Annotated in this window: 12 protein-coding genes and 1 pseudogene; 4 read left to right on the forward strand and 9 right to left on the reverse strand. The window is 72.3% G+C overall.

The genetic code is table 11. The features are described from left to right. The 6 genes from glnA to lpdA all read right to left on the reverse strand — a co-directional run. The coding region (glnA, locus tag VG276_30515; GenBank protein ID HEV8653617.1) for a type I glutamate--ammonia ligase at positions 1 to 1,423 on the reverse strand (1,423 nt) is incomplete at its 3' end. Positions 1,424 to 1,739: 316 nt separating this feature from the next. Next, positions 1,740 to 2,270: a hypothetical protein gene (locus VG276_30520; GenBank protein HEV8653618.1), complete on the reverse strand. Its 531-nt coding sequence runs from the start codon at positions 2,268 to 2,270 to the stop codon at positions 1,740 to 1,742. 8 nt (positions 2,271 to 2,278) lie between these two features. Beyond that, positions 2,279 to 3,292 (reverse strand): lipoyl synthase, encoded by a 1,014-nt coding sequence (gene lipA, locus VG276_30525; protein HEV8653619.1) that lies wholly within the window; start codon positions 3,290 to 3,292, stop codon positions 2,279 to 2,281. Beyond that, on the reverse strand, positions 3,285 to 4,019 hold the full coding sequence (gene lipB / locus VG276_30530) for a lipoyl(octanoyl) transferase LipB (GenBank protein HEV8653620.1): 735 nt from the start codon (positions 4,017 to 4,019) through the stop codon (positions 3,285 to 3,287). Before lipB ends, lipA begins: the two co-directional genes overlap by 8 nt. 3 nt (positions 4,020 to 4,022) lie before the next feature. Next, on the reverse strand, positions 4,023 to 5,648 hold the full coding sequence (sucB, locus tag VG276_30535; GenBank protein HEV8653621.1) for a 2-oxoglutarate dehydrogenase, E2 component, dihydrolipoamide succinyltransferase: 1,626 nt from the start codon (positions 5,646 to 5,648) through the stop codon (positions 4,023 to 4,025). Between the two features lie 20 nt (positions 5,649 to 5,668). Further along, positions 5,669 to 7,066 (reverse strand): dihydrolipoyl dehydrogenase, encoded by a 1,398-nt coding sequence (gene lpdA / locus VG276_30540; protein ID HEV8653622.1) that lies wholly within the window; start codon positions 7,064 to 7,066, stop codon positions 5,669 to 5,671. A 254-nt stretch (positions 7,067 to 7,320) separates the two neighbouring features. On the opposite strand from lpdA, the gene VG276_30545 reads away from it, so the two are divergent. From VG276_30545 to gcvT, 3 genes and pseudogenes are all read left to right on the forward strand, one after another. Continuing rightward, entirely contained in the window at positions 7,321 to 7,782 is a 462-nt protein-coding gene (locus VG276_30545; GenBank protein HEV8653623.1) for a CBS domain-containing protein, read from the forward strand. Beyond that, positions 7,779 to 8,096: pseudogene (locus tag VG276_30550) on the forward strand (hypothetical protein). The gene VG276_30545 and the pseudogene VG276_30550 overlap by 4 nt, the downstream one beginning before the upstream one ends. 303 nt (positions 8,097 to 8,399) lie before the next feature. Further along, positions 8,400 to 9,497, forward strand: coding sequence for a glycine cleavage system aminomethyltransferase GcvT (gcvT, locus tag VG276_30555; protein HEV8653624.1), 1,098 nt, complete (start codon positions 8,400 to 8,402; stop codon positions 9,495 to 9,497). Positions 9,498 to 9,615: 118 nt separating this feature from the next. On the opposite strand, the gene aceE is transcribed toward gcvT, so the two are convergent. Beyond that, positions 9,616 to 12,285 carry a pyruvate dehydrogenase (acetyl-transferring), homodimeric type gene (gene aceE / locus VG276_30560; protein ID HEV8653625.1) on the reverse strand — a complete coding sequence of 890 codons (2,670 nt, stop codon included), beginning with the start codon at positions 12,283 to 12,285 and terminating at the stop codon, positions 9,616 to 9,618. Between the two features lie 294 nt (positions 12,286 to 12,579). Continuing rightward, complete coding sequence (locus tag VG276_30565) at positions 12,580 to 13,542, reverse strand: EamA family transporter (GenBank protein ID HEV8653626.1); 963 nt, start codon at positions 13,540 to 13,542, stop codon at positions 12,580 to 12,582. 257 nt (positions 13,543 to 13,799) lie between these two features. Here VG276_30565 and fdhA point away from each other — a divergent pair, with 257 nt between their 5' ends. Next, positions 13,800 to 15,005: a formaldehyde dehydrogenase, glutathione-independent gene (fdhA, locus tag VG276_30570; protein HEV8653627.1), complete on the forward strand. Its 1,206-nt coding sequence runs from the start codon at positions 13,800 to 13,802 to the stop codon at positions 15,003 to 15,005. 46 nt (positions 15,006 to 15,051) lie between these two features. On the opposite strand, the gene VG276_30575 is transcribed toward fdhA, so the two are convergent. Then, positions 15,052 to 15,234: hypothetical protein (locus VG276_30575; protein ID HEV8653628.1), on the reverse strand; the 183-nt coding region annotated here is incomplete at its 5' end.

Here is a 15,234-nt window from a genome sequence, read left to right on the forward strand (position 1 = left end):
AGATGTCGTAGTAGAGGGCGAACTCCCACGGGTGGGGGCGGAGCCGGACGGCGTCGACCTCCGCCTCGCGCTTGTAGGCAACCCAGGTCTCGATCACGTCGGAGGTGAACACGTCGCCCTCGAGCAGGAAGGCGTGGTCGGCCTCGAGCGCGGCGAGCGACTCGTCGAGCGAGGACGGGACCTGTGGGATCTCGGCCAGCTCGGCCGGGGGCAGGTCGTACAGGTCCTTGTCGAGCGGGCCGGCCGGCTCGATCTTGTTGCGGACCCCGTCGATGCCGGCCATGAGCATGGAGCTGAACGCGAGGTAGGGGTTGCAGGAGGGGTCGGGCACCCGGTACTCGACCCGCTTGGCCTTGGGGCTGCGCGAGTAGAGCGGGATGCGGCAGGCGGCCGAGCGGTTGCGCTGGGAGTAGACGAGGTTGACAGGCGCCTCGTAGCCGGGCACCAGGCGCCGGTAGCTGTTGGTGGTGGGATTGGAGAACGCGGTCAGCGCCGCCGCGTGCGCGAGCAGGCCGCCGATGTACCAGCGGCCCAGGTCGGACAGGCCGGCGTAGCCGGACTCGTCGTAGAACAGCGGCTCACCGTCGTTCCACAGGCTCTGGTGGGTGTGCATGCCCGAGCCGTTGTCCTGGAAGATCGGCTTGGGCATGAACGTGACCGTCTTGCGGTATTTCAGCGCGGTGTTCTTGATGATGTACTTGAACAGCATCAGCCGGTCAGCGGTCTGCAGCAGGGTGCCGAAGCGGATGTCGATCTCGGCTTGGCCGGCAGTGCCCACCTCGTGGTGCTGGACCTCGACCGGGATGCCGGCCGCCTCCAGGGCCAGCGCCATCTCCGAGCGCAGGTCCTGGTAGTGGTCCATGGGCGGGACGGGGAAGTAGCCCTCCTTGTACCTGGGCTTGTAGCCGAGGTTGTTGCCGCCCTCCTCGGCGCCGGAGTTCCAGACCCCCTCGACCGCGTCCACGAAGTGGTAGGCGGAGTGCTGGTTCTGGTCGAAGCGGACCGAGTCGAAGATGTAGAACTCAGCCTCCGGACCCCAGTAGGAGGTGTCGGCGATGCCGGTCCCCTTCAGGTACGCCTCGGCCTTGCTGGCCACGTACCTGGGGTCGCGGGTGTAGGGCTCGCCGGTGACCGGGTCCTTCACGAAGCAGTTGAGGATGAGGGTGGGGTGGGCCCGGAACGGGTCGAGGACCGCTGTGGTCACGTCGGGGACCAGGATCATGTCCGACTCCTGGATCTCCTGGAACCCGCGGATCGAGGAGCCGTCGAACCCGAAGCCCTCCTCGAACGACTCCTCGGTCAGCTCGTGTGCGGGGACCGAGAAGTGCTGCATGAGGCCGGGCAGGTCCGCGAACCGGAGGTCGACGATCTGGACCCCGTTGTCCTGGACCAAGCTGAGAACGTCTCCGACCGACTCCGTCACGTGCTCCTCCTTCGTGTCGATTCGCCCGGGCGTCTCCGCCCAGGTCCAGCCGACGCTAGCAACGGCGGTTTTCCGCCCGGTTGCCTGGATGTTTCGCCGCCGTAAACGACGGCTCGCTGGCCGCACGGCGGCGGGACTACCCCGATTCGGGCGAGCGTGTCCCGGCCTGAAGGCCGGAAGTGAATCCCTGAGTGCCGCGCCCGGGAATCTCCCGGGGCCGGACCATGCCGGTCGTCGACGCGCTGTCCTGAGTGCCGCGCCCGGCATCTCCCGCCTTCGGGCGGGGCATCTCCCGCCTTCGGGCGGGAGAAGCCTGTCAGGACCGCGGATGGGCGAAGTCGAACGGCCGGGCCCGGCGCGGGCCGAGGGAGGCGTCGAACCAGTGCAGCACCGGGGCGCCGTGGGGGATGTTCACGGCGTTGTCGACGTCCCGGGTGACGACCGCCTCGTAGAGGGTGCGCGCCCGCGGCTCGGCGCCGAAGCGGACCTGGGCGCCGCCGCCCGCGCCGGCCTCGACCGATCCGGCCAGCGCCCAGCCGCTCCAGTTGCGCAGGAAGACGAGGTACCGCTCGCGCCCGGTGGTCGGCGGCAGCCCGCGCAGGGTGACCACCGACAGCCAGCCGTCCGGGCGGTGCTGCAGACGCCCCGTCGAGCCGGGCGCCGCCCCGTGCGGGTAGGGGAGCAGCTCGCGCGTGATCACGTCGGGATCGCGCTGCACCGCCGCGGCCTCGGCCCGGTGCCGGTCGACGTCGAACGCGCGGGCAGAGGCGAGCCCGAGCGCGGCCAGGGCGACGGCGGCAAGGACGGGGACCGCGAGACGGCCCCGCCAGGAGGCACGGGTCGGCACGGTCCTGGTCAGCCCTCCGAGGCAGCGGCCCAGGCGGGGAGCTGGCCGCGCTGGCGCTGTACGGCTGCCTTGTGCATCTCGCCGGCGTGGTAGCTGGACCGCACCAGCGGGCCCGACTCCACATGGGCGAACCCCAGCGCCTCGGCGGCCTGCTTGAGCTGGGCGAACTCCTCCGGCGGCACGAACCGCTGCAGGTTCAGGTGCGCCCGGCTCGGCTGCAGGTACTGGGTGATGGTCAGCAGCTCCACCCCGACCGCGCGCAGGTCGTCCATGACGCCCAGCACCTCGTCGCGCTCCTCGCCCATGCCGAGGATCAGGTTCGACTTGGTGGCATGCCCGGCCGGCAGCCACGCCCGGGCCCGGGCCAGCAGCTCCAGCGACCCCGCGTAGGTGAACCCAGGCCGGATCCGCTTGTACAGCCGCGGGACGGTCTCCACGTTGTGGCCCAGCACGTCGGGGGCCGCGTCGACCACTGCCCGGAGGCTGTCGGGGTCACCGCGGAAGTCGGGGATCAGCACCTCCACCCCGCAGGTGGGCAGCAGGGCGCGGACCTGGCGGACGCTCTCGGCAAACAGCCACGCCCCGCCGTCGGGCAGGTCGTCGCGGGCGACCCCGGTGATGACCGCGAAGTTGAGCCCCATGCGGGCGATCGCGTGGGCGACCCGGCGGGGCTCGTCGGTGTCGTACCCGGCGGGTTTGCCGGTGTGGATCTGGCAGAACGGGCAGGCCCGGGTGCAGCGCTCCCCGCCGATCAGGAAGGTCGCCTCTCTGGCCTCCCAGCACTCGTAGATGTTGGGGCAGCCGGCCTGCTCGCAGACCGTGTGCAGCTCGCCGTCGCGCACCAGCGCCTTGAGCTCCCGGTAGTTGGGCCCGGTGGTCGCGCGGACCTTCAGCCACGGCGGCTTGCGGCCGAAGGTCGCCTCGGTGGGCGGCGGCGCCGGGGTGCGCGGCAGCACGCCAAGGGTCCGCACCCCAGGCGGGATCACGGGCTCCGAGGCACGAGGACGGGCTGGCTCAGACATGAACGTCCTCCGGGGCCGGGGGTGCGTGGTCGGGTTCCGGCGGGTAGTCGGTGGCGGGCAGGTCCAGGGTAGCGGGATCCACCAGGACCGGTGCGCGCTCGAGCGACCCGGCGAGCCGGCGCTCGACGGCGGGCAGGGCGTCGGCCACCGTGACCGTCCGGCCGAGCAGGCCCGACAGCGAGCAGGCGGGCTTGTCCGGCATCCCGCAGGGGACGATGGCGGCGAACTTGGCCAGGTCGGTGGCGCAGTTGAGCGCGAAGCCGTGGCTGGTGACCCCGCTGGAGACGCGCATGCCGATCGCGGCCAGCTTGGCGTCGCCGACCCAGACCCCGGTGAGCAGCCCGGACTCGCCGCGCGCCTCGAGCCCGAAGTCGGCGGCCACGCCGACCAGGGCGTCCTCCACGCGGCGGACGAAGCGCCAGACGTCCGGCTGCGGGTCGAGCCGGGTGACCGGGTAGCCGACGAGCTGCCCCGGGCCGTGGTAGGTGACCTGCCCGCCCCGGTCGCTGCGCACGACCTCGGCGCCCTGGGCGGCGAGCCACTCGGGGCTCACCAGCACGTCGGCGTCGGAGCCGCGCTTGCCGATCGTGTAGACGTGGGGGTGCTCGAGCAGCAGCACGGTGTCTGGGATCTCGCCGGCCGCCCGCCGCTCGACCAGCGCCCGCTGCCAGGCCCAGGCGCGCCGGTACGGCACCGTGCCGGCGCGCACGAGCCAGAGCGGCTCCATCGGCTACCGCCCGTCCTCGTCCAGGCCGAGCTCGCGGGCGAAGTCGCCCGCCTCCAGGACCTGCTTGACCTTCTGGAGGAAGCGGGCGGCGTCGGCCCCGTCCAGGATGCGGTGGTCGTAGGTGAGGATCCCGTACATCATGTGCCGCACCGCGATGACCTCGCCGAGCTCCGGGTCGTCGACCACGACCGGGCGCTTGACGATGGCGGGGGTGGCGAAGATGGCCGCGTTCGGCGGGTTGATGATCGGGGTGTCCCAGACCGTGCCCACGCTGCCGGTGTTGGTGACCGTGAAGGTGGAGCCGGTCAGCTCGTTCGGGCCGATCTTGCCCTCCCGGGTGCGCTTGGCCACGTCGGCGATGGCCCTGGCCAGCCCGGCCAGGTTGAGCTGGTCGGCGTTGCGGATCACCGGCACGAACAGGCCCTTGGGGGTGTCGACCGCGACCCCCAGGTTCACGTCCTTGTAGACGTGGAGGTTCATGTCCTCGTCGGCGGCCGAGTTGGCCATGGGGTAGGCGCGGATGGCCTGGATCACCGCGAGGATCGCGAACGGCAGCGGCGACAGGCTCACGCCCTCGCGGGCCTTGAATGCGTCCTTGGCCCGCTCCCGCAGCCGCATGACCCTGGTCATGTCGACCTCGACCGCGGCGGTGAGCTGGGCGCTGGTCTGGAGCGAGGCCACCATCCGCTCGGCGATGAGCTTGCGCAGCCGGGTCGCCGGGACGACCTCCTCGCGGACGCCGGTGGGGAGCGGGATGACCTGCCCCCGGGGCGGGCCCGCGGCCGGCTTGCCTTCCTTGACGGGCGCCGCCTTGCCGTCGCCGGCGCGGGCGGCGGGCCTGGCCTCCCTGGCCCCGGCGTCCTCGACCGCAGGCTTGGCCGGCTCACCACGCCCTTGGAGGTAGGCCTCGACGTCCTCGCGGCGCACCCGCCCACCCGAGCCGCTGCCCTTGACCTGGCTCAGGTCGACGTCGTGCTCACGGGCGAGCCGGCGCACCAGCGGCGACACGACCGCGCCCCCGGCCCCGTCGCCCCTGGCGCCGTCACTCGCTGCCGCGGCAGCCGGCTGGGCCTCCTCGCCCTTGGCCTCCTCGGCCCGGGCCTGGTCGTAGCCGGCGCCGGAGGGGGCGCCCGCGGACGCGGCAGCCCGCTCCTCGCCGCCCCCGTCGCCGTCGCCCTCACCCTCATCCTTCGCCTTGGGCTTCGCCTCGTCCGTAGGCTTCGCCTCGTCCCTGGGCTTCGCCTCGGCCTTGCCGCCGCCGGACGCGATGACGGCCAGTGCGGCGCCCACCTCGACGGTCTCGTCCTCCTTGGCCTTGATGGAGGTGAGCACGCCGGACACCGGCGCGGGGACCTCGGTGTCGACCTTGTCGGTGGACACCTCGAACAGCGGCTCGTCGGCCTCGACCCGGTCGCCCTCCTGCTTCAGCCAGCGGGTGATGGTGCCCTCGGTGATCGACTCGCCGAGCTCGGGCATCTTGACTGGTGTCGCCATCGTCCTCGCTCCCTGTGAAGCGCCCTCACTGCTCGTGGAGGCCGCCGCCGTCGTTGCCGTGGTGTCCGCCTGGCCCGAGGGAGCCGGGTCGGAGCGGACGAACCGACCCCGCCGGTCTCGCTTCCTCGTCGCCATCCTCGTCGCGGGTGGTCCGATCAGCCGTGCAGGGGTCGGCCGGCCAGCGACAGGTAGGCCTCGCCGACCGCCTCGGACAGGGTCGGGTGGGGGTGGATGAACTGGGCGACCTCCTGCGGGAGGGCCTCCCAGTTGTAGATCAGCATCGACTCGGCGACCAGGTCGGTCACGCGGGCGCCGACCAGGTGCACACCGAGCACCGGGCCGTCCTTGGCCCCGACCAGCTTCACCATCCCGCCCTGACCGTGGATCATGCCCTTGGCCACGCCGTTGAACGGGAACTTCTGCACGACCACCTGATGGCCCTGCTCCTTGGCCTGAGCCTCGGTCAGGCCGACCGAGGCCACCTCCGGGGTGCAGTAGGTCACCCGCGGCACCCCGGCGTAGTCGATCGGCGGCGAGGGCTTGCCCGCGGCCAGCTCGGCCACCAGCATCCCCTCGGCGAACGAGGCGTGGGCCAGGGCCAGCGACGGCGGCGGCAGGATGTCACCGACCGCATACACCCCCGGAGCGTCGGTCTCCAGGGTCTCCCAGCTGGCCGGCACGACGTAGCCCCGGTCGAGTGCGACCCCGATCGCCTCGTAGCCCAGACCCTGGCTGACCGGGCCACGGCCGGTGGCGACCAGCAGCAGCTCTGCCGACACTTTCTTGGTGTCGCCCTTGCCGGTCACCGTGACGGTCACCTGGTCGCCCTCGACCTTGGCGTCCTCGAGCCTGGTGTCGACCATCGCGGTGATGCCCCGCTTCTTGAACGCCCGGGCCAGCTCCCGCTGGCTCTCGGCGTCCTCGAGCGGGACCAGCCCGGGCAGGACCTCCACGACCGTGACCTCGGCGCCCATCGACCGGTAGAACGAGGCGAATTCCACCCCGACCGCGCCGGCGCCGAGCACGATCACCGACTTGGGCAGGTAGTCCAGCATCAGCGCATGGTCGCTGGTGATCACCCGCTGGCCGTCGATCTCCAGCCCCGGGATCGACTTGGGCACCGACCCCGACGCCAGCACCAGCGCCTTCTCGGCGTTGAGCTCGCCGCGGCCCTCCACGCTGACCTGCTTGGGGCCGGTCACCTTGCCGGTGCCCTTGACGACGTCGACCTTCAGCTTCTTCAGGTGCCCCTCGAGCCCCTTGAAGTTCTTGGTCACGATGTCGTCGCGGTTGGCCACGGTGGCCGAGTAGTCGATCGACTCGATCGTGGTCTTGACCCCCCAGCGCTCGGCCGCCTCGTGCACCCCGTCCACCAGCTCGGCGGCGTGCAGCAGCGCCTTGGTGGGGATGCAACCCCAGTGCAGGCAGGTCCCCCCCACCTTGTCCTTTTCCACCAGCGCGACCGACAGCCCGAGGCTCCCAGCACGAAGCGCCGCCGAGTACCCCCCCGTGCCGCCACCCAGGATCACCAGGTCATAGGAGTTCGAGGCCACCTTGTCGCTCCTTCGGATCGGCGTGATCGGGCTCCCCCTGCGGCAGTTTAGCGGTGCCCGGCATGAGGCGGCCAAAGCCCCTTGCCCGGTTAAACCGCAGGTAAAACAGGGGGGAACCAGCCTCGCGCCGAGGGCCCGACCCCCGTGGTCGGCGCTGGCGCCCTAGGGTACGCTCAGGTATCCGCCCGTCGGTCTGGCCTCCGGGCCGGCCGCGGCGCACAGCGCCAGCCAGAAGCCAGAAGGAGGAGTGCCTCGTGGAGATCTCGGCGATCATGACCACGGACCTCGCCACGGTCGGTCCCGAGTACAACGTGGCCGACGTCGCGAGCGTCATGGACGCCAGGGGGATCGGGTCGGTCATCGTCCTCGAGGACGACCGGGTGCTCGGCATCCTCACCGAGCGCGACATCCTCAAGGTCATCGGCGGCGGCGAGGACCCCAAGAACGTCGCCGCCCATGAAGCGTTGACCGACGACCTCATCACCATCCGGCCTGAGGCGACCGTCGAGGAGGCGGCCAGGGAGATGGTCAACGCCAAGGTGCGCCACCTGCCGGTCATCTCCGACGAGGGCCTGATCGGCATGGTCTCAATGCGCGACCTGGTGCGCTGGAGCATCCACGACATGTCCGAGGCGGCCACCGAGCTGCCCCACATCCAGCTCTCCCGCCAGGTGCTGTCGCTCGTGCACCCCACCGAGGACCCGGAACGGACGTGAGCTTCCTCGACAACTTCCGCATCCGGCGCACCAGGGGCCGCAAGGTCGCCGCAATGGACCGGGAGGCAACCTCCGACGACCTGGACGCGCTGCGAGAGTTCGCCCGCACCCGGGTCGGGGTCGAGTTCTACGTCGAGCCCGAGACCATGGTCACCGACACCACCGCCGTAGCGGTGGCCGCCGACGGCGAGTGGACCCGGCGCCGGGTCGGCTCGCCCAAGGTCATCCGGCGGGTCGCCCACGACCTCCAGCTCCCCGTCTACGACGTCCAGATCGTCGGCTACCCCGAGCGCATGCGCGCCTACAACGCCCGCCTCAAGGCAAGCGGCGACCAGCGGCTGCTGCGCGAGGGCGGCGGCCCGCCGGTGCGCACCTCCCGGCCCCCGAGCCGCACGCCGCACCCGCCCCGCGCGCCCGAGCCGCCCGCCCCACCAGCCGGCGACGAGCCCGGTTCGGGAGCGCCGGCGTGAGCCCGGCGGGCGCACCAGGAGCCTCGCGTGGGCGGGGGCTGCGCCCGTGAGCCCGGCGGGCGCAGCGGGAGCCTCGCGCGGGTGGGGGGCTGCGCCCGTGAGCCCGGCGGATGTGGCGGGAGCCTCGCGTGGGCGGGGGCTGCGCCGATGAGCGGCGAGCTGCGGCGGTCGCCGCTGGACGACCGGCACCGGCGCCTGGGCGCCAAGATGGGCGCGTTCGCGGGCTGGGACATGCCCATCGAGTACCAGGGCACGCTCGCCGAGCACCGGGCGGTGCGCGAGGCGGTCGGCGTCTTCGACCTCTCCCACCTCGGCAAGGTCGAGGTGCGCGGCCCGGGCGCGCACGACGCCCTCCAGCACGCCCTGTCCAACGACCTCGACCGGCTGAAGGAGCCGGGCGCGGCCCAGTACACCCTCTGCCTGAGCGACCAGGGCACCATCGTCGACGACCTCATCGCCTACCGCGAGGCCGACGGCTACCTGCTCGTCCCCAACGCGGCCAACTGGCCGGCAGTGGCCGACCTGGTCCGCGCCTCGGCGCCGCCGGGCACCGAGGTCACCCCCCGACCGGACGTCGCGGTGCTCGCGGTCCAGGGCCCGCTCGCCCCCCAGCTGGTCTCGGGGCTGTTCCCGGAGGCAGCCGACCTGGCCTACATGCACCTCGTCCCGGTCTCCTTCGCCGGCATGCCGGGCCGGCTCTGCCGCACCGGCTACACCGGCGAGCGCGGGTTCGAGCTACTGGTGCCCGGGGAGGTGGCCGGCCGGCTCTGGGACGACCTGCTCGAGCGGGGCGCGTCCCTGGGCGCGGTCCCGGTCGGCCTCGGCGCCCGGGACACCCTCCGGCTCGAGATGGGCTACCCGCTGCACGGCAACGACATCTCGACCGACACCGACCCGGTCGCGGCCCGCCTCGGCTGGGCCGTGGCCATGGACAAGGGCGACTTCCGGGGCCGCGACGCGCTGGTGGCCCGCAAGGCCGCCGGGCCCGAGCGGGTACGCGTGGGGCTGGTCGCAACCGACCGGATGATCCCGCGGCACGGCATGGCCGTGCTCGACGACGAGCGGCCGGTGGGGGAGGTCACCAGCGGCACGTTCTCGCCCACCCGCAAGCACGGCATCGCCATGGCCTACGTGCTGCCTGAGGTGGCCGGCCAGGGCACCGAGCTGCAGGTCGACGTACGCGGCCGGCGCCGGGGCGCCGTGCGGGTCACCCGGCCGCCGTTCGTGGACGCCTCCCCCACGTGACATTCCCTCCCGCCCGAACTGAAGGCGGGAGATCGTTGCACCGGAGCCCGGGCCGCCGCGTCTGCGCCGGGCCGGGCTGCCGCATCTACGACAGGCCGCGCACGACCCGAGGTGCCGGCTACGGCACCTCGGTGGTGGCCTCCGGGTCGATCTCGAAGCGCTTGATGGCCTTGGCCACGGTCTCGCGCTCCACCCTGCCGGACAGGGCGAGCTCGTACAGGACGGCCACCGCGATGTTCTCGGGGTCGATGCGGAAGTGCCGGCGCAGGGCCGGACGGGTGTCGGAGCGGCCGAACCCGTCGGTCCCGAGGATCGCGTAGGGGCCGGGCACCCAGCGGGAGATCTGGTCGGGGACCGCCTTCATCCAGTCGGTGACCGCGACGATCGGTCCCTCCTCGTCCTCGAAGGTCCTGGTCACCAGCGGGACCCGCGGCTCCTCGGTGGGGTGCAGGCGGCTCCACTGCTCGCAGGCGAGCGCCTCGGAGCGCAGCCGCTGCCAGCCGGGCGCGCTCCACACGTCGGCGGCCACGTCGAACTCGCTGGCCAACAGCTCCTGGGCCTTCAAGGCCAGCGGCATGGCGCTGCCGCTGGCCGCGACGTGGGCGCGGCTGGCGTGCTCGCCGTCGGCCGGCGCGTAGCGGTACAGGCCCTGCAGGATCAGGTCCTCGTCCAGGCCCTCGGGCATGGGCGGCTGCACGAACGGCTCGTTGTAGACGGTGAGGTAGTAGAAGACGTCCTCAGGCTTGTCACCGTACATCCGGCGCAGGGCGTCCTCGACGATCACCGGGATCTCGAACGCGAACGACGGGTCGTAGGCCACGCAGGCCGGGTTGGTGGTGGCGATCAGCAGGGAGTGGCCGTCCTGGTGCTGCAGGCCCTCGCCGTTCAGGGTGGTGCGGCCGGCCGTCGCCCCGATCAGGAAGCCGCGGCAGCGCTGGTCGGCCGCGCTCCATATCTCGTCGCCGGTCCGCTGGAACCCGAACATGGAGTAGAAGATGTACAGCGGGATCATCGGCTCGCCGAAGGTGGCGTAGCTCGACCCGGCCGCGTGGAACGAGCCCATCGCGCCCGCCTCGGTGATGCCCTCGTGCAGGATCTGGCCCTTGCGGTCCTCCTTGTAGGACAGGACCAGGTCCCGGTCGACCGCGTCGTAGTTCATCCCCAGCGGCGAGTAGATCTTCAGGCTGGGGAAGAGCGCGTCCAGGCCGAACGTGCGCGCCTCGTCGGGGATGATCGGCACCATCCGCCTGCCCACGTCCCGGTTGCGGAGCAGGTCCTTGACCTGGCGCACCAGCGCCATCGTGGTGGCCACCTCCTGCTTGCCCGAGCCCTTCTTGAGCTGGGCGTACAGGTCTTTTCCGGGCAGGGCGAGCGGCCGCTCGCGCACCACCCTGCGCGGCACGGACCCGCCGAGCGCCTTGCGCCGCTCCATCAGGTAGCGGTACAGCTCGTCGTCCTCGGGCGGCCGGTAGTAGGGCGGGTAGCCCTTCTCGATCTGCTCGTCGGGCACGGGTATGCCCAGGCGGTCCCGGAACGTCTTGAGGGTGCCCCGGACGAACTTCTTCATCTGGTGGGTGGCGTTGCGGGCCTCGAACTCCCGTCCCAGCCCGCGTCCCTTGATGGTGTGGGCGAGCACCACGGTGGGCCGGCCCTTGGTCTCGGCCGCGGCCTTGAACGCGGCGTACACCTTGCGAAGGTCGTGGCCGCCGCGGTCGAGTGCCAGGTGGACGATCTCCTCGTCGCTCAACCCCTCGACCAGCTTGCGCAGCTCCTCGGAGTCGAACAGGTGCTCGCGGATGTAGGCGGCGTCCTCGGTGGCCAGGGTCTGGAACTGCCCGTCCGGGGTGGTGTTGAGCTTGCGGACCAGCGCGCCGGTGGTGTCCCTGGCCAGTAGGGCGTCCCAGGAGCGGCCCCAGACGACCTTGACGACGTCCCAGCCGGCACCGCTGAACAGCGACTCGAGCTCCTGGATGATCTTGCCGTTGCCCCGCACGGGGCCGTCGAGGCGCTGCAGGTTGCAGTTGATGACGAAGGTGAGGTTGTCGAGCTGCTCGCGGGTGGCGACCGTGAGCGCGCCCTGCGCCTCGGGCTCGTCCATCTCGCCGTCGCCGACGAACGTCCAGACGTGGGAGTCGGAGGTGTCGACGATCTCCCGGTTGGCCAGGTACTTGTTGAAGCGGGCCTGGTAGATCGCGTTGAGCGGGCCGAGCCCCATCGAGACCGTGGGGAACTCCCAGAAGTCAGGCATGAGCCGCGGGTGGGGGTAGGACGGCAGCCCGCCCGGCTTGCTCTCCTGCCGGAAGGCGTCGAGCTGCTCCTCGCTCAGCCGGCCTTCGACGTACGCCCGCGCGTACACCCCGGGGGAGGAGTGGCCCTGGAAGTAGATCTGGTCGCCGTGGCCGGAGTCCTTGCCCCTGAAGAAGTAGTTGAAGCCCGTCTCGTACAGCTCGGCGGCTGACGCGTACGAGGCCATGTGCCCGCCCACGCCGATCTCGGGCCGGTTGGCTCGGGAGACGATCGCGGCCGCGTTCCAGCGCACGATCGACAGCAGGCGCCGCTCGAGTCCCTCGTCACCGGGGTACTCGGGCTCGGCGTCGGCCGGGATGGTGTTGACGAAGTCGGTCGACGGCGGCGCCGGCAGCTCGATCTCGAGGTCCTCGGCCTGCTCGAGCACCTTGCGGAGCAGGAAGCGTGCCCGCTCGGGTCCTTCCTTCTCGACCACGGCGGCCAGCGAGTCGATCCACTCGCTGGTCTCCTCCGGATCGGGGTCGGGCAGCTGGTCCAGCATCCGACCACGGGTGACGTTCTTGTCGTCGCTCACCGTTCGCTCCCGGCGCTCGGGTTCTCGCTCTCACCGTTTACCTTAGTAGCTGCCGCGCATGCGCGGCGACGGGAACCGGACGAACCCGCGGGGCGAGCCCGCTCGACATCCCTCGGACCCCCCGCCACCGGCGCCGGCCGCCACCGGCCCCGGCGCCGGCCGCCACCGGCCCCGGCCGCCACCCGGCCGCCCAGCGCCTGGCGCACCAGTGTCGCCGCCACCGGCCCCCCGACCCGAGCCGTCGGAGCCGTGCCCGCCGCTTCAGGCGTGCGGGGCCGGCTCGACGGCGTGCCGGTCCGGGCTCGGTTGCCCGGCGACCTGGGCGAGCATCACCCCGGCGACGACCAGGGCGCCGCCGGCGAGCTGCACGGCCGTGAGCTGCTGGCCGAGCAGGAGCCAGGCCAGGGCGGCCGCGAACACCGGTTCCGAGCTGGCCGCGATGCCCGCGGTGGCGGCCGGGATGACCCGGACCGCGCCGACCGCGAGGAAGAACGGGACCAGGGTGCCCACGATGCCCACGCCCAGCACGGCCAGGGCGGTCTGCGGGTCGGTGAGCCGGTCGAACGGGAACGACCACCAGGGCTCGGCAACGCTCCACACGGCCACGGCGGCCACGAAGCCCCACAGCAGCACGGTGGCCGGGGACGCGCCGCGGCGCCCGGCCTGCTCGGCGGTGAGCAGGTAGGCGGCGAACAGCACCGCCGAGGCGAGCCCGGCGGCCAGGCCGGGCCCGTCCAGGGCGGCCAGGCCGTCCATGGCCCGGCTGACCAGGACCGCCCCGGCCAGGGTGAGCGTGCCCGCGACCCAGGCCAGGCGGCCGGGCGCGCGCCGGGCGACCAGGGCGCTGAACCCGAGCAGCATCACCGGCCCGGTGTACTGCAGGGCGATTGCCACCCCGACGGCGAGGTGGTCGATGGCGACGTAGTAGGCGAAGTTGACGGCCGCGATGCAGCCTCCGAACCCGACCAGCAGCGGCAGGCTGGAGCGGGGCGGGCGCAGCAGGGCGGGCCGCCGCCAGGCGAGCAGGGGGGCGAGCACCAGCAGGGCGACCGTGACCCGGGCCTGGGCCATCCGGGCGGGCGGTACGCCGTGCTCGAACGCGTGCTTGGCGAACACCGCGGCCAGGCCCCAGCAGAAGGCGGCGGCCACCACGCGCAGGAGCGCGCCGAGTGTGGCGGGGGTTCTGGTCAGGACGGGCACCCGCCCAGGGTAGCCGCAGGCCACGAGCCATCGGCGTTGCTCGGGTTGCTTCGCGGTGTTCGACGAATTTCGCCGGTACCAGCCGGTACCACAGGTTGAGTGGGAGTCAACCTCTTGTCCGTGTTCCGCCGCAGCGATAGGGTGGCCGGCGTGCCCAGCCGCGGAGGGAGCCCGATGCAGGGAGCCGAGCAGGTCGCGCGCGGCCCCCCGGCCGCGACCAGCCAGCCAGTAGTCCCCGTGCACCCGGACCTCGTGCACGCACCCACGCGGAGGGAGCAGTCATGGCGGACAGCAACAGGGGTGTCGTCTATACCGGACCGGGCAGCGTCGAGGTGCAGGATCTCGACTACCCCAAGCTCGAGCTGCCCGAGCAGAACAACCGGCCGTTGCAGCATGGCGTGATCCTCAAGACCGTCGCCACCAACATCTGCGGCTCCGACCAGCACATGGTGCGCGGCCGCACCACCGCGCCGAAGGGCCAGACCCTCGGCCACGAGATCACCGGCGAGGTCGTCGAGCTCGGCCGCGACGTCGAGTTCATCAAGCAGGGCGACCTGTGTAGCGTGCCGTTCAACATCGCCTGCGGCCGCTGCCGCAACTGCAAGGAGCGCAACACCGGCGTCTGCGAGAACGTCAACCCGGCCCGGGCCGGCGCCGCCTACGGCTACGTCGACATGGGCGGCTGGATGGGCGGCCAGGCCAGGTACGTGACCGTCCCCTACGCCGACTGGAACCTCCTCAAGTTTCCCGACCGCGACCAGGCCCTGGAGAAGATCCGCGACCTGGCCATGCTGAGCGACATCTTCCCGACCGGCTACCACGGCGCCTGGACCGCCGGGGTGACCACCGGCTCCACCGTCTACATCGCCGGCGCCGGCCCGGTCGGGCTCGCCTGCGCGACCTCCGCCCACCTCCTCGGGGCCGCGGTGGTCATCGTCGGCGACGTGAATGCCGAGCGGCTGCGGCAGGCCGCGTCGTTCGGCTGCGAGACGGTCGACCTGTCCCAGACCGACGACCTGCGTGGCGCCCTCCAGCAGATCGTGGGCGGCGACGGCGAGGTCGACGCGGCGGTCGACTGCGTCGGGTTCGAGGCGCGCGGGCACGGCAGGGAGGGCTCCCAAGGCGAGGCCCCGGCGACCGTGCTCAACTCGATCATGGACATCACCCGGGCGGCCGGCAGGCTGGGCATCCCCGGCCTGTACGTCACCGGCGACCCCGGCGCGGTCGACGAGCCTGCCAAGGTCGGCTCGCTGTCGATCCGCATCGGCCTGGGCTGGGCCAAGTCCCACGCGTTCCAGACCGGCCAGTGCCCGGTGATGAAGTACAACCGCCAGCTCATGATGGCGATCCTGCACGACAAGGTGCAGATCGCCAAGAACGTCAACGCGGCCGTGATCCCGCTCGACGAGGCCCCCCAGGGGTACCAGGAGTTCGACAAGGGCGCGGCCAAGAAGTACATCATCGACCCCCACGGCATGGTGGCCTGACCGGCCGCCCCACGGCGGGAGGGCGCTCCGGCGCCCTCCCGCCGCGCTATTGCTGCCGGTCGTCGGACATGAGCCCGGCCCGGACGCCCCAGACCAGGGCGAGCAGGCCGAGCAGCATGGCCGAGCGGTACCACTCGGGGCGGTCGGCCACCAGCCCGACCGCGGTGAGCACCAGGCCGGCCACGGCGAACGCGACCGCGGCCCACACGACCCGCCTGCGGCTCGTGCC

The sequence above is a fragment of the Actinomycetes bacterium genome (assembly GCA_036000965.1).
Classification (GTDB): Bacteria; Actinomycetota; CALGFH01; order CALGFH01; family CALGFH01; genus DASYUT01.